Annotated in this window: 17 protein-coding genes; all 17 read right to left on the bottom strand. The window is 43.2% G+C overall.

Translation table 11 applies throughout. The annotated features are described in order from the left end of the window. Positions 1-89: 89 nt before the first annotated feature. The 17 genes from spoVS to ACKA06_RS03740 all read right to left on the bottom strand — a co-directional run bounded on the left by spoVS (position 90) and on the right by ACKA06_RS03740 (position 18938). Positions 90-350 (bottom strand): stage V sporulation protein SpoVS, encoded by a 261-nt coding sequence (gene spoVS, locus ACKA06_RS03820; protein WP_032088761.1) that lies wholly within the window; start codon positions 348-350, stop codon positions 90-92. A 136-nt stretch (positions 351-486) separates the two neighbouring features. After that, positions 487-1290 carry a TIGR00282 family metallophosphoesterase gene (locus tag ACKA06_RS03815; protein ID WP_032088762.1) on the bottom strand — a complete coding sequence of 268 codons (804 nt, stop codon included), beginning with the start codon at positions 1288-1290 and terminating at the stop codon, positions 487-489. Between the two features lie 284 nt (positions 1291-1574). Further along, positions 1575-3134, bottom strand: a complete 1560-nt coding sequence (gene rny, locus ACKA06_RS03810; protein ID WP_032088763.1) for a ribonuclease Y — start codon at positions 3132-3134, stop codon at positions 1575-1577. 542 nt (positions 3135-3676) lie between these two features. Next, positions 3677-4714 carry a recombinase RecA gene (gene recA / locus ACKA06_RS03805; protein WP_032088764.1) on the bottom strand — a complete coding sequence of 346 codons (1038 nt, stop codon included), beginning with the start codon at positions 4712-4714 and terminating at the stop codon, positions 3677-3679. A 191-nt stretch (positions 4715-4905) separates the two neighbouring features. Then, the gene (locus tag ACKA06_RS03800) at positions 4906-6141 is read right to left on the bottom strand and encodes a competence/damage-inducible protein A (protein WP_198257746.1); all 1236 of its coding nucleotides are present in this window, start codon (positions 6139-6141) and stop codon (positions 4906-4908) included. A 117-nt stretch (positions 6142-6258) separates the two neighbouring features. Next, positions 6259-6837 carry a CDP-diacylglycerol--glycerol-3-phosphate 3-phosphatidyltransferase gene (pgsA, locus tag ACKA06_RS03795; protein WP_198257747.1) on the bottom strand — a complete coding sequence of 193 codons (579 nt, stop codon included), beginning with the start codon at positions 6835-6837 and terminating at the stop codon, positions 6259-6261. A gap of 76 nt (positions 6838-6913) precedes the next feature. Beyond that, entirely contained in the window at positions 6914-7813 is a 900-nt protein-coding gene (locus ACKA06_RS03790) for a helix-turn-helix domain-containing protein (protein ID WP_198257748.1), read from the bottom strand. Positions 7814-7832: 19 nt separating this feature from the next. Continuing rightward, on the bottom strand, positions 7833-8624 hold the full coding sequence (locus tag ACKA06_RS03785; RefSeq protein ID WP_032088768.1) for a DUF3388 domain-containing protein: 792 nt from the start codon (positions 8622-8624) through the stop codon (positions 7833-7835). Positions 8625-8882: 258 nt separating this feature from the next. Further along, entirely contained in the window at positions 8883-9140 is a 258-nt protein-coding gene (locus tag ACKA06_RS03780) for a DUF3243 domain-containing protein (RefSeq protein ID WP_032088769.1), read from the bottom strand. Positions 9141-9219: 79 nt separating this feature from the next. Beyond that, positions 9220-9936, bottom strand: a complete 717-nt coding sequence (gene ymfI, locus ACKA06_RS03775; protein ID WP_058298445.1) for an elongation factor P 5-aminopentanone reductase — start codon at positions 9934-9936, stop codon at positions 9220-9222. A 59-nt stretch (positions 9937-9995) separates the two neighbouring features. Further along, the gene (gene yfmH / locus ACKA06_RS03770; RefSeq protein WP_411159015.1) at positions 9996-11285 is read right to left on the bottom strand and encodes an EF-P 5-aminopentanol modification-associated protein YfmH; all 1290 of its coding nucleotides are present in this window, start codon (positions 11283-11285) and stop codon (positions 9996-9998) included. A gap of 2 nt (positions 11286-11287) precedes the next feature. Continuing rightward, a complete protein-coding gene (gene yfmF, locus ACKA06_RS03765) occupies positions 11288-12562 on the bottom strand; it encodes an EF-P 5-aminopentanol modification-associated protein YfmF (protein ID WP_032088772.1) in 1275 nt (424 codons plus the stop codon). Between the two features lie 682 nt (positions 12563-13244). Next, positions 13245-14204 (bottom strand): ABC transporter permease, encoded by a 960-nt coding sequence (locus tag ACKA06_RS03760; protein WP_058298442.1) that lies wholly within the window; start codon positions 14202-14204, stop codon positions 13245-13247. Next, entirely contained in the window at positions 14205-15254 is a 1050-nt protein-coding gene (locus ACKA06_RS03755) for an ABC transporter permease (RefSeq protein ID WP_032088774.1), read from the bottom strand. Beyond that, complete coding sequence (locus ACKA06_RS03750) at positions 15247-16782, bottom strand: ABC transporter ATP-binding protein (RefSeq protein ID WP_411159014.1); 1536 nt, start codon at positions 16780-16782, stop codon at positions 15247-15249. Before ACKA06_RS03750 ends, ACKA06_RS03755 begins: the two co-directional genes overlap by 8 nt. A gap of 281 nt (positions 16783-17063) precedes the next feature. Continuing rightward, positions 17064-18161 carry a BMP family lipoprotein gene (locus ACKA06_RS03745; protein WP_032088776.1) on the bottom strand — a complete coding sequence of 366 codons (1098 nt, stop codon included), beginning with the start codon at positions 18159-18161 and terminating at the stop codon, positions 17064-17066. 51 nt (positions 18162-18212) lie between these two features. Next, the gene (locus ACKA06_RS03740; RefSeq protein ID WP_032088777.1) at positions 18213-18938 is read right to left on the bottom strand and encodes a GntR family transcriptional regulator; all 726 of its coding nucleotides are present in this window, start codon (positions 18936-18938) and stop codon (positions 18213-18215) included. Positions 18939-18970: the final 32 nt, after the last annotated feature.

Genomic DNA, 18970 nt, shown 5'->3' with positions numbered 1-18970 from the left:
ACAGCCTTGTTTCTTGGAATTCCGAATAAAAAGTACGAACGTATAATCTACATTGACTGCAACCTGACTAATTATCTGGGTTCCGCTATTTATCTGGGCTCCACAATCAATTTGATCGCTGTACGTTCTTCCCCATCAATCTGTATGTCTGTGAAAGCAGGAATACATATCAAATCTAAACCACTGGGAGCCACAAATCCTCTTGCAATCGCAACTGCTTTTACTGCCTGGTTCAAAGCACCTGCCCCGATTGCCTGAATCTCAGCTCCCCCTCTCTCACGAAGAACACCGGCGAGTGCACCAGCTACAGAATTAGGATTAGATTTTGCTGAAACTTTTAATATTTCCATTCCTTTTCCTCCTTGTCATTTCCCCCATACCGCATGTCCGTGGTAAAGAACAAACTTGGTATAAATGATTCCACTGCTACTATATTCAGGAAATGGACAATTCATTCCGGTATGGGTGAAAAAGGAACGAAAAACATTAATATTCTGCCATGAAAGGATGATCCTGATTGATAAGGATCCGCTCTATCTTTTTGGCTTTACCGGTCTTATTATCAATATCTATCAGACATGCACTTAGGATTTTACGCCCGTCTTTCGGTACTTCAAACCTGACAGGCAGGCTTGTTTGGAATCTCTTTAATACAGAGTCTTTACTCATCCCCAGGACTTCATCATATGGCCCTGTCATGCCCACATCGCACATAAAAGCTGTACCTCCAGGCAGAACTCGATTATCAGCTGTCTGCACATGCGTATGCGTGCCGATCACTGCTGATACCCTCCCATCAAGAAACCAGCCCATTGCCTGCTTCTCACTTGTTGCTTCAGCATGAAAGTCGACAAAGATGACAGAGGTCTTCTTTTTGGCTTCATCCACCAATTCATCGACAATCTTGAATGGGTCATCGAGAGGAGGCATGAAGGTCCTGCCTTGTGCATTGATCACCGCAATCGTCTTACCGTGGACTTCACCAAACACTAAGCCGCTGCCTGGAGTGCCCTCCGGAAAATTGGCCGGCCTGACCATTTTCTTGGATGAATCTATGAATTCAAAAATATCTTTATTATCCCAAGTATGATTCCCCAATGTCACCATATCTGCACCGTCTTGAAGGAACCTCTTGTAAATTTTTTCGGTGATCCCCCTGCCTGATGCAGCATTTTCCCCATTCACGATTGTAAAATCAGGTAAATGCTTCTTTTTCAGCTTAGGCAAGTATTCTGAAATCATTTCACGGCCCATTGAACCGACTACGTCTCCAACAAATAAAATTTTCATATAAATCCCTTTCTCAATATGTATTTACAAAGGTAAGTATTCGATATGTAGCTTATTGTAACACATTTAACCCGCCCGCTATGCATGAAGCCGAAATGACTCTCTTACAATCGAAAAGCGGAGGCGGCTCGTTCAGGAGCGACAAGCATAAGATGAACTTATCGAAAAGGCGTTCTTTGCCTTTTTGGTAAGTTTAGCTTATGACCTCGAGCTCCTAGCCGCCGGAGCTGGACAAATAAAAAAGCTGACCCCGAAAGAAATCACTCTTTCGGGTGTCAACCTGATTATTTCGCATATTCAACGGCCCGAGTTTCACGGATGACCGTTACTTTGATGTGCCCAGGATAATCCAGTTCGTCTTCGATCCGTTTGCGGATATCCCTTGCTAAACGGTGGGATTCCAGATCGTCGATGGCTTCTGGCCTTACCATGATGCGCACTTCACGTCCTGCTTGGATCGCAAAGGATTTCTCGACTCCATCATAGGATTCGGAAATCTCTTCAAGCTTTTCAAGACGACGGATATAATTCTCAAGCGTTTCACTTCTTGCACCCGGACGGGCTGCAGATAGGGCATCTGCTGCTGCGACGAGAACCGCGATGATTGACGTCGGTTCTGTGTCTCCGTGGTGGGAAGCGATACTGTTGATGACAACAGGATGTTCCTTGTACTTAGTTGCAAGTTCCACACCAATTTCGACGTGGCTTCCTTCCACTTCATGGTCGATTGCTTTACCGATGTCATGCAGTAAACCTGCACGCTTGGCAAGTCTTTCGTCTTCTCCAAGCTCGGCTGCAAGCAATCCGGAAAGGTAGGCCACTTCCATTGAGTGCTTCAAAACGTTCTGACCGTAACTTGTACGGTACTTCAAACGTCCGAGAATCTTGATCAAATCCGGGTGAAGGCCGTGAACCCCAACTTCAAATGTTGTCTGTTCACCGATTTCACGGATATATTCATCCACTTCACGGCGGGATTTATCCACCATTTCTTCAATTCGTGCAGGGTGGATACGTCCATCCTGTACTAATTTCTCTAATGCAATTCGAGCCGTTTCCCTTCGGATCGGATCGAAACCAGAAAGAATAACCGCTTCAGGAGTATCATCAATTATGAGGTCAATTCCTGTCAATGTTTCCAGCGTACGAATGTTACGTCCTTCTCGCCCAATAATTCGACCTTTCATCTCATCATTTGGCAGGTTCACAACGCTAACTGTTGTTTCTGCCACGTGTTCAGCAGCACAACGTTGAATAGCAAGTGAAAGGACTTCTTTCGCTTTCTTGTCAGCATCTTCCTTCGCACGTGTTTCATGTTCCCGGACCATGATCGCAATGTCATGGGAGAGCTCATTTTCCACGCGGTCGAGAATGATTCCTTTCGCTTCATCACGAGTCAGGCTCGAGATTCGTTCAAGTTCAGTCTGCTGTGATCGTACCATCTCGTCCACTTTGCTTTCCGTCTCTTCAATATGTTGTTGTCTTTCGTTAAGAGCTGCCTCTTTTCTTTCCAGTAAAGCTTCGCGCTTATCAAGCGTATCATCTTTACGGTCGAGGTTTTCCTCTTTTTGCATCAAACGATTTTCTTGTTTTTGCAATTCATTTCTTCGTTCACGAAGTTCATTTTCCATTTCAGTGCGAAGTCTATGATTTTCGTCCTTTGCTTCCAGTAGTGCTTCTTTCTTCAGAGCATCTGCCTCGCGCTTAGCATCTTCTAAAATCTGCTCTGCTGAACCTCTGGCACCGGCAATCTTTGCTTCAGCAATGGACTTACGAATTAGGTATCCAACAACTACACCGACGATTAGGCCAAGCAAAATGGAGATGATTGTAATAGGTTGCATTATTTCACCTCCTCTTGCTATGAACTTTCATCATGTCTTTTACATGTCGGCTTGTACATTGCTCATTTGAACTCAATATACAGCGCTAGGCTTTCAAATATTCATTCGAAAAATTTGTAAAATATACATGTTAATTTTAAATCTCAGAAAATTTATTGTCAAGGGGTTGTCCGGTCTAACACTGGATTTCTCTAGTATTTCTTTCGATTCGACAAAAATCGATAATAAATTTATTAAAGTTTACATAACATTATTACGTTAAATACTGTTGTTCTTTTTAAACGTAGTCTCAAAAGACAGGGACAAAACTAAACTGCGTCTAAAGTCGAACTCATTGGTTTAGGCTCTAAACAACGCCATTGATTTCCGTGCAAGACTCGCTTTCCGTGGGAGTCTTGCACGGAAAATCAACCGCTGCAAAGAGCCCGCACCTAACTTGTAAATTCAAACTAAAAACCCGAACTGATTTGCCTGCTAGTTCGCAAATCAGTTCGGGTTTTTCTGAAACTAAATCACTCTTGTTCCAGCCTCTTCACTCACTCTTAATCTTCCAATAGACTGAGTTCGCCTTGATCTTCAGTGTCCGCAGCTCCTGTATCCAATCCGTAATGGTCACGGATTTTCAACATGATTTCATTGCGGATTTCGGGGTTCTCTTTCAAGAAGATTTTTGCGTTTTCACGGCCCTGTCCAAGGCGTTCTTCGTTATATGAGTACCAGGCACCGCTTTTCTGAACGATATCCAGCTCTGATCCAAGATCGACGATTTCCCCTTCTTTAGAGATACCTTGTCCGTACATGATATCCACTTCCGCAACACGGAAAGGAGGAGCGACTTTATTTTTCACGACTTTGATTTTAGTTTTGTTACCAACCATTTCATTGCCTTGTTTCAGGGTTTCTGCACGACGTACTTCCAATCTTACGGAAGAATAGAACTTCAACGCGCGTCCACCAGGAGTCGTCTCGGGATTTCCAAACATGACTCCTACCTTTTCACGAATCTGGTTGATGAAGATCGCGATGGTCTTCGATTTGTTGATTGCACCAGATAGCTTACGAAGTGCTTGAGACATTAAGCGGGCTTGAAGACCGACGTGCGAATCTCCCATTTCCCCTTCGATTTCCGCTTTAGGTACAAGTGCTGCTACAGAGTCAATCACGATGGCATCTACTGCACCGCTTCGCACCAGTGCTTCAGCGATTTCCAATGCCTGCTCACCAGTATCAGGCTGGGAGAGCAGTAGTTCGTCTATGTTTACCCCAAGCTTCTGTGCGTATACAGGATCAAGTGCGTGCTCGGCATCAATGAATGCTGCCTGTCCGCCCTGTGCCTGTACTTCTGCAATTGCATGGAGTGCCACGGTTGTTTTACCTGAGGATTCCGGTCCATACACCTCAATAATTCTTCCGCGTGGATACCCGCCGACTCCAAGAGCCGCGTCAAGGGCAAGTGATCCGCTTGGAACGGTTACGATATTTCTGTCAGTTTTTTCCCCAAGCTTCATGACAGAGCCTTTTCCAAACTGTTTCTCTATTTGTTTCAAAGCCATATCTAAGGCTGCTTTACGATCGCTCACTATATTTCCTCCTTTGAAAATAGATTATAAAGACAACTTATAAGCTTGTCTCAAATCCAACCTATCTATACTATAAACCATGTAATAGAAGAAAACAAGAAAAAAGTCGAACATCCATTCGGTTTTTTTCACCTGACAGCCACAATTAAAAAACTGTCCGACGGTTAATCCGCGAACAGTTTTTAATCGGTTCATGTCAATTCTTTCAACAAATAATGCCACCCGTACTTCGCCGTCCGCTTCCGATTGCCATTCCTGCCTCCAGCAAGATTTAGAAGGAACGCTTTGGCCGGCCTGTCTTTAACCGCAAGACCGATCCACACAGTGCCAGCCTTTTTACCATCGAGATCGTCCGGGCCCGCCACTCCCGTAAAACTGATCCCGATATCAGATGCAAAGAGAGTGCGCACATTTCCAGCCAGTTCGAGCGCACACTGCTCACTTACCGCCGAATGCTGTTTCAGTGTGTCTTCCCTGACAGAAAGTACTTTCTTTTTGATTTCATCCTGGTAACAGACGACCCCTCCCTTTAAAACAGCCGAAGCTCCAGGGAGCGTGGTGATTTCAGATTGAAAGAGTCCGCCTGTAAGGCTTTCCGCACATGAAAGTGTCAAGCCTTTGTCTTTTAATAACTTCATCCCCACTTCTACAAGTGAGTCTTGGTCGTATCCGTAGAAATAGTCCCCGACCACATTTAATATCTTCTCTTCCACCCCATCCAGTAGTTCAGCTGCCACACTTTTTGACTCGTGTTTGGCTGTGAGCCTAAGGGTGACTTCTCCATCTCCTGCGAGCGGTGCGATGGTTGGATTCGTCTGCGTATCTATCAGCTCTTCCAAATCCGTCTCCAGCTGAGCTTCACCGATTCCAAAGAAACGGAGGACCCGTGAATATATGATTTCTTTCCTTTTTAACGTACCTAAAATGGCAGGGATTCCATACTTGCTGAACATGGGACGCATTTCTGACGGCGGTCCCGGGAGCAGCATATATGATATGTCGTCTTTTTTCAGGAACATACCCGGTGCCATTCCGTTCTCGTTTTTCAGTGACGCAGAGCCTTCAAGGATGAGAGCCTGCTTTTCATTGTTAGGCGTCATTTGACGCTTTGTTTTCTGAAAGTAAGCTTTAATCGACTCCAAAGCTTCTCCATCCATGGAAAGTCCTGTACCAAGTGCTTTGGCAATCGTTTCTTTAGTCAGATCATCTTTAGTAGGTCCCAGCCCGCCTGTGAAAATAAGCAGATCTGCCCTTCCCTGTGCAACTTTAACCGCCTGCGACAAACGGACAGGATTGTCTCCGACGCTTGTATGATAATAAACGTCCACACCTGCTTCAGCAAGCTGTTCGGATATGTATTGAGCATTTGTATTGGCAATCTGTCCTAATAATAATTCTGAGCCCACTGCTATGATTTCAGCATTCACTAAGATTTCCCCCTTAAGTAGAGTCTTTCTTATAAAAGAAAGAGATGATTCATGAATGAATCATCTCTTATAGATTATAGCGGGAATGGACATTCGTCCAGCTTCCGGCTTAAGAAATCACTTAGAATTGATAAATGCCTTCTTATTATGTTTGAAGTAATCCCAGCCGGACCAGATCGTAAAGAACATGGCAATCCATAATGCGATGGTCGCAAATGGCAGGTTGATCAATTCAAAGATGGCATTATGAAGCAATAGTGCGGAGATCGCGATGATCTGTGCCCACGTCTTAATTTTCCCCAACTGTCCTGCTGCCACCACTTCACCTTCACCTGCAAGAACGAGTCGAAGACCGGTCACTGCGAATTCACGGCTGATGATGATGATGACGATCCAGGAAGGAGCAAGTCCAAGTTCGACAAGCACAATCAGTGCTGCAGATACAAGCAGCTTGTCCGCCAAAGGATCTAAAAACTTTCCGAGGTTGGTTACCATGTTATACTTTCTCGCATAATATCCGTCTATCCAGTCAGTAGTCGATGCGATGATAAAAATCAATGCACCGACAAAATGTTTCACCGGCATTTCAGCACCGAGGAAAACCATCTCTCCCCAGTTAAGGGGTGCAAGCATGATGATTAAGAATAATGGGATCAAAAAGATCCTTGAAATTGTAATCTTATTAGGTAAATTCACCTTTCTACCTCCAATACTTAGAAACAAAGATAATGACTATGGATGGCACATAAATTTCATTGCTCCTCCATAATTATTACTGGGATTCCGCAGGATTATACTGGATCACTATATCTTGTCGAACCGTTTCAGTTGGTATCTTATACTCCAGCACTTTCCCATTTACATTGATATCAGTGTTGGCTGCATTACCCAGAACAAGGTAGGCCTGCTGATCATCTGTAAAGTCGAAATCCTTTTTATCATCTTTATACAGCATCCCTTGGAATAACACTTCATCTTTTGAGTTATACACGGCGACCCATGCGTCACCTTTAGCTGCCAGCTCAAGTTTAAACTGATCAGCATCCTTTAATTCATAGGTCGTTACTGTCCCCTCGGTTTTGACAGCCTCCAGGGATTGTTCCTTTTTCACTTCTTCATTATTATCTTTTTCTTCCCCGTCCTTATTATCATCTTTTTCTGCTGAATCCTTCTGCTCAGTATCTTTACCATCCGCAGGTTCTTCATCAGGCAAATCCTTCTGATCCACGGCTACGGGTTCTTTGTTCGAGGTATCTGCATTGCTTGCATTGTCAGCTACCTTTGTTTGAACAAATACCCATACGGCAACCAATACTGCAATGACAAATACAGCAATCAAAATTTTCGGGATGACATCCAAGGCTTTGGAGGAACCCGCTGAAACTCCTTTCCTCGTCTGAACACGAGAAAGAGAGACAGGAATTTCATCATCATACGCTGCGGGAATTTCTTCTTTATATTCTTCAAAAATGACTTCCGGCTGGAGCCCCACTGCTTCACAATATTGCTTGATAAAAGCCCGGACATAGAATTTACCCGGCATCATGTCGTAGGAGCCTTCTTCAATTCCAATTAGATAACGCTTCTGTATCTTCGTTACTCTCTGTAAGTCGTCAAGGCTGAAGTCTTTTGCTTCACGAGCTTCTTTAAGACGTTTTCCTAATTCCGTCACTAGTTAACACCTTCCCATTTTAAAAATCAAAACCTCCAAAATCCGAATTTTGGAAAAGGTTATTTTGTTGGGCTAATTCATATGTAATCTCTTCTTCAGGGGTGTTTCTGAGTTCAATGATATAATCAAAATCATCCAGTGAGTATTCTGAATTTTGAACAAATACATCAGGGTGCTCGATGACTTTAACAGCCGGAAGACGCATGATTTCCCTTACCAGCTGCCAGTGCTTTTCGCTGGCACGCCTGGTTGAAACGATGCCATCTATAATGAATAGATTGTCAGAGGAATATTCATCTTCAATCAGCTTGCTTCTGATTGTCTGCTTCAATAAAGTGGACGAAACAAACAGCCATTTTTTATTGGCACATACACTCGAAGCCACTACGGACTCAGTTTTACCGACTCGCGGCATGCCCCTGATCCCTACAAGCTTATGCCCTTCCTGTTTGAAAAGTTCTGCCATGAAATCCACAAGCAGGCCCAGTTCATCACGAACAAATCTGAATGTCTTTTTATCATCTGCATCACGCTGTATGTAGCGTCCATGCCTGACAGCGAGTCTGTCCCTAAGTTTAGGTTCCCTTAATTTCGTCACATTAATCGTATCCATTGTCTGCAAAATCGATTCCAGGCGGGTTATCTGCTCTTCATTGTTGGCAAGAAGAAGCATTCCCCTCCTGCCTTCGTCGACACCATTGATTGTTACAATATTTATGGAAAGCATCCCTAACAATGAGGAGATATCACCTAAGAGGCCGGGACGATTTTTTTGTATTTCATACTCTAAATACCACTCTTTTCGCTCCATTGGTTCCCTCCTGAAATTATATGAGACAACATTATCCGACAAGATCGGGGATATTTCGATACTATCACTTGAAACATCTAGCTTTTATAATAAAGGATTTTCACCTAATAGAAAAGGAAAACCTATAGAATTCATACAATTTCTGCATAATACAGAGATAAACAGTTCTTTAGGATGATTCTGCCTGAAAAAACTTTGCAGACAATATCTGCAAAACGAAATGGGTGCATAAGAAAAGGAGAGGAAAATTCCCTCTCCTTAACGAGTACCGTTGTTGTTAACCAGCTTGACCATCATGTTTGCAATCGCATGCTGCTCTTCAGGAGAAGCGACCGACCATAAATCGGCCAATACTTTTTCCTGATCATTTTTAGGTTCAACCTGTTTAGCCAGGTAGTCCCCGATTTGATAAGCCAAATCACCTACCGTCTCATTTTCCATTCCGGTATGCTGAGCTTGATTCAGGCGGTCACCTAAAAAGTTTTTCCAATCTGACCAGTTATCTAATACAGACATGGCAATGAACCTCCTCATATTTGAAATACAATGTTAGTTTGTATCATGATGAGAAAAATATGCGCGTCCTGAAAAAATATTAAGTATGCCACCCGCCATTTACGGCGAGTGTCTGGCCGGTTATGTAAGAAGAATCATCTGATAAAAGAAACGTGATGGAAGAAGCAATTTCGGTGCTGGATGCAAGTCTGCCCATCGGAATTTCTTCACTGACCTGCTGGATTTCCCCGCTTGAAAATGAACCCATCATATTTGTCTCTACAGCTCCGGGAGCAACCGCATTGACCCTGACCCCATTTAAAGCCGTTTCCTTGGCCAGTGCTTTTACAAAGGACAGCTGAGCGCCTTTGACCGCAGAATAGACGACTTCGCAAGACCCGCCGATTTGCCCCCAGATAGAGCTGACAATCACAATATTGCCCCTGCTCTTCATTAGTTTCGTAAGCAGCCCCTGCACAAGCAGCATCGGACTTTTTATATGGATATTGATCATGCGGTCCATTTCTGATTCCTTCTGATCTTGAAAAAGCCCCCAGCCTGCAACACCGCTTGAGTAGACAATCGCATCAAGCTGGAAGATGGAGTCAATGACCTTCTTCACCTCGCTTGGCTCAGTCAAATCTGCTTGAATCGGTATTGCCTCGACACCAAGCTCCTTAATTTCATTCATCAAATCAATGATTTTATTTCGGCCGGTATGATAATGAAGATATAAGTTCCATCCTTTTTCTGCAAGAGATATGGCGGTGCTTCTGCCTATACCGCCTGATGCCCCGGTTATCAAAGCATATTTCATTCATTCTCCCCCAAACATAATGAAGAACCGCCCCTGCTTAAAGGGCAGTTCCATTTTCTTTATGATTTAGGAACAACTTGACACACAGTGAATCGCTCTTCACTGATGATTTTGTCAGCGACATTCTGAATATCATCATAGGTCAAGGATTCCAAGGTTGGCACTACATCGAATAAATCCATTTCATTGAATGCGTACCTTGTAAATTGGTTGGCAATAAATTCAGGTGAATTCACCGCACGCAGGAATGAACCGATTTTTTTCTTTTTCGTCCTCTCAAGTCCTTCTTCTGTATATAAGGAGCCTTCTTTCGCTTTTAACAAAAGTTCCTGCAGTTTCTCAGCAAGTAAGTCAGGTTTTTCGGTATCGCCGCCGACAGTCGCAAATCCGAAACCATTCTCCTGTGTATAATCATAATGGAATGTCTCATCTATAAGTCCCTCATTGTATAGATCAAAATAATGAGTCGAACTCTTTCCGAACAATAGATCTAATAAGACATTCATTGACAATTCCTGTTTCAGCATCTCTTTTCCTTGCTGAGTAGGTTCAGGGGCCTTCAACCCTACCAGGCATTTAGGGGACTGAACATTCATTTCGAGAACCTGTTTCTTTTCTGCAACTTCTCCAGGTTCATCCTCGAATCGACGCTTGATCTCAGACATTTTCTCATATGGCTTCTTATCCTGATTAGCGCGGACTTGGTTCATGATCTGTTCTGGATCGACAGGACCCACGACAAAGAGAAGCATATTGCTCGGGTGATAAAACGTATTGTAACACTGATACAGCATATCCTTGGTAATCGGAGTAATCGACTCGATGGTGCCGGCGATATCGATCTTGACAGGATGATTTTTGTACATGTTCTGAATGACACCGAAGTACAGGCGCCAATCAGGATTATCGTCATACATCGTAATTTCCTGTCCGATGATGCCCTTTTCCTTTTCAACTGTCTTTTCGGTAAAGTACGGATCCTGGACAAAATCAACCAGAGTTTCAAGATTTCTTTCTACATTATCCGTGCTGGAAAATAGATACGCCGTCCTTGTAAAAGAAGTGAATGCGTTGGCAGAAGCCCCTTGGCGGCTGAACTGTTGGAATACATCCCCATCTTCTTTTTCAAACAGCTTGTGTTCGAGGAAGTGAGCGATACCATCCGGCACTTTCACGAATTCATCTTCATTCAATGGAACAAAGTTGTTATCGATGCTTCCGTATTTTGTTGTAAAAGTAGCATATGTTTTATTGAAACCTTTCTTAGGAAGAATATACACATCCAACCCGTTGGACATCTTCTCATAATAAAGATTTTCTTGAATCTGATCGAAGGAAATTTTCTTCATTATTACTCCTCCATTCCTGTTAAGAAGTAAATTGTGTCCAGCTCTACTTTATTAGCTGCGGCAATGATTTCTTCTTTGCTCGTTTTTTCGACTTCTTCAAGCCAGGTCCTGAGATCGATTTGCTTCCCGGATACAGCATTATGATAGAGGACTTCGATCAGCCCCCTTGAAGTATCCACCGTTTCAAGCATTTGATTTTTTATGACGGCTTTGGTCTGTTCAATCTCACTGTCTGTAAAGTCACCATTTTTCATGGCCTCAAGCTGCTCATTTATGATGCCTACTGCTTGATCATAGTTTTTAAATTCTATTCCTGACATGACCATCATAAGACCTTTATGGCTTTCAAGACGGCTTGCTGCATAGTAGGCAAGACTTGCCTTTTCCCTCACATTTATAAATAGTTTTGAATGGGAGAATCCGCCGAAAATGCCGTTGAATACCTGAAGTGCATAATAGTCCTTATCTCCGTACTGGGTGTTCGTACGGTATCCCATATTCAATTTACCTTGTTTGACATCCTGCTTTTCTTTTACTACATTTTCCTTTGATTTACGCTTCACTTCGGAAGTATCAACATTGACTGCTTCTCTCGCTGACAAGGAAAACAGACCGTCACATAAACGTTCAACCTGGTCCACATCGACATCACCTATGACGTAGAGATCGATTTGATCTTCACTGATCACTTTTTTGTAATAGTCATATAATTCGCTTGGAGTGATTGGATCGACGTGATCAAGCGTTCCATTTACGTGCAGAGCGAAACGCTCTTCCTTACACATTTCTTCTACGAGCCTTGAATTGGCATATCGCATTTTATCGTCGTATACTGCCTGTATCCTTACTTTCTGATTCCTCTTCTCTTTCTTGACCGTATCCTCGTCGAATTGCCCGTTCTCTACATTAGGATTCATCAATACATCTGACATGAATTCCAGACCTTTTTCAAGAAGCGGTTCTGAATCCTTTAGAAATTTCTCGTTTGCAATTTCCACCGAGAAACTGATGACATGATATTCCCCTTTTTTACCGAGGTCCGTAAAAAAGCTGGCACCGTATAATTCATCTAAATAAGTACGGAGCTTTGTTGTATTCGGGTATGTCTTTGTGCTGCTTTGCATGACATGCGGAAGAAGTCCGCGAAGCGTGACAGTTTCCTGATCTAATGGAGCTTTCATTTTCATCACAAGGTTGTTAGTTTTATACTTATCGGTTTTGACGATATGTAGTGTATAGCCCTGTTTTTTCTTAACGACTTCATTAATGTCCGTCATGGTACCGTCCTCCTTGTCCATACTTGCATTTTATACGTTGAACTAAAAAAGTAATAAACACCATTATTGTGCGGTATTTTAGTTTAACTATACATGTTGTGATAGAAAGAATTCAAGCATCTTCCTCTGCTGGAAAAATCGACACATGCAACTTCTATCATTATATGTTGGAAAGTATTTGTTCAGAATAGATCTTCATATATGCCGATTAGGAATTAACTAGCGATTTCTGTTAGTAACATTATGTGTAGAGGGATATGCAAACCTAATATAGAAGAGTTTTTTCACTCTCATCTTCATTTGATTCCATGCTTCACCGCTATTGATTCCCGTGTAAAACTCCTCTTCCGCGGGTGGTTGTGAGCCTCCTTTTCTTATTCATGGGGGGGGCACGCTGTCCAGCTGCAGGGCTTAGATGCACATGTCATAAGGCAAACCGGCCAAGAAGGCAAAGAACGCCTTCTAAGCCGATTCATCTTATGCCACACGCCTCTGAGCAAAGCCCTTCCGCTTTTCCAATAGGAGTCTTCGTCTTGCACTTCAATCAACCGGTGGTTAGAGCTAATATCTGATTGTACATTTAAACGAAACTAAAAACCCGAACTAAATTGCTTCCTAGAAGGCAAATTAGTTCGGGTCTTTCTTAGACTAAAACACTTATGTTCCAGCCTCTTTTCAATTATTAACGACTTCCCTTTACATACGGTGTACCTAACGCTTTAGGTGCATCGGCGCGGCCGATGAATCCTGTAAGTGCAAGGATCGTCAGTACGTATGGAGCGATCAGTAGATATACGCTTGGAATATTCTCGAATAACGGTATACTGCTTCCGATGATGCTCAAGCTTTGGGCGAAACCGAAGAATAAAGCTGCACCCATTGCGCCAAGCGGATGCCATTTACCGAAGATCAAAGCGGCAAGAGCCATGAAACCCTGCCCGCTGATGGTCGCATGACTGAAATCAGATGATATGGACTGGGCATATACCCCGCCCCCGACACCTGCAAATGCACCAGAGATGATAACGCCGATATAGCGCATCTTCGTAACGTTGATCCCCATTGTATCAGCGGCCATAGGATGTTCACCGACTGAGCGAAGGCGAAGGCCGAATGGCGTTTTGAACATGACATACCATACAATCACTGAAACTAATATTGCGACAAACGGGGGCCAATACGTATTCGAGAAGAAGATGTCGCCGATGACCGGGATTTTGTTGAGCAGCGGGATATCCACTTTACCGAATCCTTCAGAAATAATATCTGTTTGGCCTTTACCATAAATACGTTTAACCAGGAACAGCGTCAAACCGATTGCAAGCAAGTTGATTGCCACACCGGATACAACTTGATCGGCCCTGAATGTGATGGAAGCTACTGCGTGCAGGACAGCGAGTAATCCCCCCATGACCATTGCCACCAGAAGAGCCACCCATGGTGTCGCGGCCCCGAAAGTATCCGCAAAAGCCAGATTAAAGACGATGCTTGAAAAAGCGCCGATTACCATCAATCCTTCAAGTCCGATGTTGACAATACCGGATCGTTCGGAAAACGCTCCGCCTAAAGCAGTGAAAATAAGTGGCGAAGCCCATAATAATGTAGATGGGACTAGTATTAATAAGACATCCATGAAGCCCACTTATTTCACCCCCTTTTTACTGAATCGTTGAATTAAGTATCTGATCATGTAGCCTGAAGCAACAAAGAAAATGATAAGAGCGATAATGATGTCTACAAGTTCATTTGGAATACCTGCTTCCAGAGGCATATTCAAAGCCCCTACTTTGAGTCCACCGAACAAGAGGGCTGCAAACACAACTCCGATCGCAACATTTCCTCCGAGTAAGGCAACTGCGATTCCGTCAAACCCTACACCTGTGAAGCCGCCTTTGATAGACGCGTATCCAAATGTTCCGAGTCCTTCCATCGCGCCGGCAAGACCCGCGAAGGCACCGGAAATGACCATTGATAAAATGATGTTCCCGTTGACATTCATACCTGCATATTGAGATGCATGCTGGTTGAACCCGACAGATCGAAGTTCATAACCGCGTGTAGTCTTCTCAAGCAAGAACCACATGATGAATACGCAGGCGAGTGCAATGAAAATTCCCCAGTGTAATCTGGAGTAATCTGTAAGACTCTCGAAAAATGGTGATGATAAGGAGGCAGAGTCGGCAATATAATCCGTACGATCCTTACGTTCAGTCAAAACATCACGGATAATCGAGTTTGTTACATGAAGAGCGATATAGTTCATCATGATTGTGACGATGACTTCGTGCACCCGGTACTTTGCTTTCAGCAACCCCGGGATGAAGCCCCAGATAGCCCCTGCCAGTGCCGCAGCAATGACGGCCATAGGCAAATGAATGTATTTAGGCAGGTCGTCAAACGCAACCCCCACCCAGACAGCTGCGAGCCAGCCGACAATAAGCTGACCCTCTACCCCAATGTTGAAAAGCCCTGTCCTGAATGCAAATGCTACTGCCAGTCCGGCTAAAATATATGGAGTCACCTGTCTGATTGTTTCACCTACATAGTAGACCTCGCCAAATATCCCCTGCCATAAAGCAGAATACCCGGCAACAGGATCGTACCCGCTCACTAGCATGATAATGGTTCCAACAATGATACCTAAAAGGACAGAAATGACCGGGATTAATATATTTGTTAATCGATTAGACATTTGTGTTTTCCCCCGTTCCCTTTCCTTTAGAACCCGCCATTAACAGACCGAGTTCTTGTTCAGTCGTTTCTTTTGGATTGACAATCGCAACGATTTGTCCTTCATAAATGACCGCTATCCGATCACTTACGTTCATGATTTCATCCAGTTCAAATGAAAGCAGCAATACAGCTTTCCCGTTGTCTCTTTGTTCGATCAGCCGTTTGTGGATAAATTCGATTGCACCGACATCCAGCCCCCTGGTCGGCTGAGCTGCAATCAGCAAGTCCGGATCCCGGTCGATTTCACGGCCGATGATGGCTTTTTGCTGATTACCGCCGGAAAGTGCCCGCGCAAGTGTAAATTCAGTCGGAGTTCTTACATCAAATTCCGTGATGAGCTTTCTGGCTTGATCATAAATCTTTTTATAATTTAAGATTCCTTTATTGGAGTATGGCTTTTTATAATAAGTCTGAAGGACCATATTTTCCCCTATCGGGAAATCCAATACCAAACCGTGTTTGTGGCGGTCCTGAGGAATATGGCCCACTCCGGTTTCAAAAATCTTACGTGGTTTCATGTTCAAAATTTCTTTTCCATTCAGTTTGATGGAGCCGCTCTCTGCTTTATGAAGTCCGGTGATCGCTTCAATAAGCTCTGTTTGACCGTTTCCATCAACACCGGCAATACCGAGGATTTCTCCTGCTTTCACCTCAAGATTCAGCCCCTTCACCACAGGTACATTGCGGTTGTCTTTTACGTTAAGATTAGAAATTTCCAAGACTTTACCTTCAGGGACTGCTTCTGTTTTATCTGTCTTGAACGTAACTTCTCGACCGACCATCAGACTCGCCAAATCATTCGGATTTGTTTCCGACACTTTTACTGTTCCGATTCCCTTCCCTTTTCTGATAACGGTTACATTATCACACACCTCCATAATCTCTTTGAGCTTATGTGTGATGAGAATGATTGATTTGCCTTCTTTGATAAGGGTTTTCATAATCTGGATAAGTTCTTTAATTTCCTGCGGGGTCAGGACGGCGGTAGGTTCATCAAAGATCAGGATATCCGCACCACGGTAAAGAGTCTTAAGAATTTCCACACGCTGCTGCATACCTACTGAAATTTCAGATATTTTAGCATTAGGATCGACCTTAAGCCCATACCTCTCGGAAATATCCAAGATATCTTTTTCAGCTTTTTTAATGTCTACGGATGCCCCTGATTTCGGTTCCCTGCCGAGGATGATATTCTCAGTTACGGTAAATGTATCAACAAGCATAAAATGCTGATGGACCATTCCTATACCGAGGTCATTTGCTATGTTAGGGTTTGTGATGTTTACTTTGTTACCCTTCACGCGGATCTCACCTTGCTCCGGCTGATAAAGTCCAAATAAGACGTTCATTAACGTTGACTTACCTGCACCATTTTCACCAAGAAGCGCATGAATTTCACCTTGTTTTAACTGAAGGGTGATATTGTCATTTGCCACGATGCCCGGGAATTCCTTTCGGATGTTCAACATCTCGATTACATAATCCATTGCTTTCACTCCTTGCGTAGGCTGGGGATAGATAGTTTAGTAGTTAGAGGTCAGACCTTGGTCCGCCAGAAAAAAGGGTTTCCCCTGTTAAAACTCTAAATGAAAGATAGAAGATATGAGTTCTATACTTCAATTAAAGTTTTAAAATCACAAACCTTCTTTTAGTAAAATAATACCAATCCACAACCGGCGGTTAGTACTATATATCCAGTTTTCTTTAAAGAAAAAGGGATAAGAGACCGGCATACCATGGCCCGCTTATCCCTGTTGTCAGATGACGATTATTCTGCGGAGAAAGCTTCAGCGTCTTTCAGAGATTCAGGTACTTTGATATCTCCGTTAGCGATTTTCTCTTTCCACTCGTCTACTTTTGCCATAACTTCATCTTTGTTTGAAAGTTCATCATTAAGTTCTGCAAGACCTACACCATCTTCGTTAAGGCCATAAGAAATCACTTCTCCACCAGGGAAGTTTCCTTCTTTAGCTTTGTTGGAAAGGTCTTGTACAGCGTTATCAACACGCTTCAGTGAAGAAGTCAATACGATATTATGATCTCCTACTTTACCTTCAGCAGTTTGGTCGGAGTCAACACCGATTGCCCAGATTTCACGTGAAGGATCTTTCTCTTTCAAGTCACGTGCTTCTTTGAAAAGACCATTACCTGTTCCGCCCGCTGCATGGAATACAACGTCAGCGTTTTGTGAGTACATTTTTGAAGCGATCGTTTGACCAAGTTCTGCTTTGTCGAATGCACCAGCATAATCAGATACTACTTCTGCATCAGGATTAACCGCTTTGACACCTGCAAGGAAACCAGAATGGAAACGTTCGATAACAGGGATTTCCATACCGCCGATGAATCCGATTTTATTTGTTTTAGTCGCTAAACCTGCAACAACACCTGCAAGGAAAGAACCTTCCTGCTCTTTGAAGGTAATGCTTGCAACGTTAGGCTGATCGACTACAGCATCAACGATAGCAAAGTGTGCATCTTTTTGCTGTTGTGCGATATCATTGATTGCACCTTCCATAAGGAAGCCGATTCCGTATACTAAGTCAAAATCTTGACGAGCTAATGTGTTTAAGTTTGTAGCATAGTCTGCATCAGATTGAGATTGAAGGTAATCGTAACCGCTCTTGCCTTTTTCCATTCCGTGTTCTTCACCGAATGCCTTTAAGCCTTCCCAAGCTGATTGGTTGAAAGATTTATCATCTACTCCACCAACATCCGTAACCATTGCTACTGTAAACTGATCTTCTTTACTCTTGCCATCACCACTAGATGCACCTTCTTCTTTGTCACTTGAACCACATGCACCCAAAATCGTACCTGCTGCAAGAACAAAAGACAGCGCTAAACCGAATTTACGCTTTTTCACCTAGAGTACCCCCCAAAATTTGTTGTAATGAATTAGTAGAAAGACAGTTTACTAAACTCGCTTTCTCAATACATGGAAACTGAATTTGTCTGATCTGAAATAGTTTACTGAGTACAGAATCGGCTCGTCGTTTTCATCAAAATGCATTTGTTTGAGAACGAGTAATGCCGTTTCGGGCTCGCAATTCAGAATCGGTGAAATCTTATCGTGGTATCCCATCGGTTCGATCTGGGCGACTGCATGAGTGATTCTTCTATTCTCCCTATTCTCAAGAACGGAAAAGATAGAATTATCTTCATGGGTGAAATTCCTTGTGAGTATCCTCTCCGGAATTTTGTCCACGCAGTAAACCACGGGTTCACCGTTAGCTGTTCGAACTCGTTCAACCAGAATCATATCCTCCGCTTCGTCACTTTGAAACCTTTTCGCATCATCCTCAGTAGCTTCTTGAGTCGTTGAGCTTAAGAAAATGGTTCCCGGCTCCATTCCTGCCTGTATGATCATATTGGAAACGCTGTTCAATTGCTCGATTCCTGAAGTGAACAAAGGTTTAGCGTTTACAAAGGTGCCCACACCATGCCGGCGGATAATGACACTTTCTTCTTCAAGGATTCTCAAAGCTTCCCTGAGGGTAGCTCTTGAAACTCCCAGCTGTTTGGAAAGATCAAATTCTGAAGGGAGTTTTTCTTTTTCTTTATAAACTCCTGCATCAATATCCTTTTTCAAACGGTCAATAACTTGTAAGTATAAATGTCTATTATCTGTTTTTATTGTCACTGGAACCACCACCAAATTTTCTCAAGACATCA

Origin of the sequence: Rossellomorea oryzaecorticis (genome assembly GCF_045897515.1) — a bacterium.
Taxonomy (GTDB): Bacteria; Bacillota; Bacilli; order Bacillales; family Bacillaceae_B; genus Rossellomorea; species Rossellomorea enclensis.
Note: the sequence above shows the minus strand (reverse complement) of the source record. Positions and strands in the feature narration are given on the sequence as shown.

Excerpts from the sequence above, each read along its gene's own strand:
- ymfI (WP_058298445.1), bottom strand. The coding sequence starts at position 9,936 with ATGAAATATGCTTTGATAACCGGGGCATCAGGCGGTATAGGCAGAAGC.
- ACKA06_RS03755 (WP_032088774.1), bottom strand. The coding sequence starts at position 15,254 with ATGTCTAATCGATTAACAAATATATTAATCCCGGTCATTTCTGTCCTT.
- ACKA06_RS03780 (WP_032088769.1), bottom strand. The coding sequence starts at position 9,140 with ATGTCTGTATTAGATAACTGGTCAGATTGGAAAAACTTTTTAGGTGAC.
- ACKA06_RS03750 (WP_411159014.1), bottom strand. The coding sequence starts at position 16,782 with ATGGATTATGTAATCGAGATGTTGAACATCCGAAAGGAATTCCCGGGC.
- yfmF (WP_032088772.1), bottom strand. The coding sequence starts at position 12,562 with ATGACGGACATTAATGAAGTCGTTAAGAAAAAACAGGGCTATACACTA.
- ACKA06_RS03785 (WP_032088768.1), bottom strand. The coding sequence starts at position 8,624 with ATGGAGCGAAAAGAGTGGTATTTAGAGTATGAAATACAAAAAAATCGT.
- spoVS (WP_032088761.1), bottom strand. The coding sequence starts at position 350 with ATGGAAATATTAAAAGTTTCAGCAAAATCTAATCCTAATTCTGTAGCT.
- yfmH (WP_411159015.1), bottom strand. The coding sequence starts at position 11,285 with ATGAAGAAAATTTCCTTCGATCAGATTCAAGAAAATCTTTATTATGAG.
- ACKA06_RS03815 (WP_032088762.1), bottom strand. The coding sequence starts at position 1,290 with ATGAAAATTTTATTTGTTGGAGACGTAGTCGGTTCAATGGGCCGTGAA.
- rny (WP_032088763.1), bottom strand. The coding sequence starts at position 3,134 with ATGCAACCTATTACAATCATCTCCATTTTGCTTGGCCTAATCGTCGGT.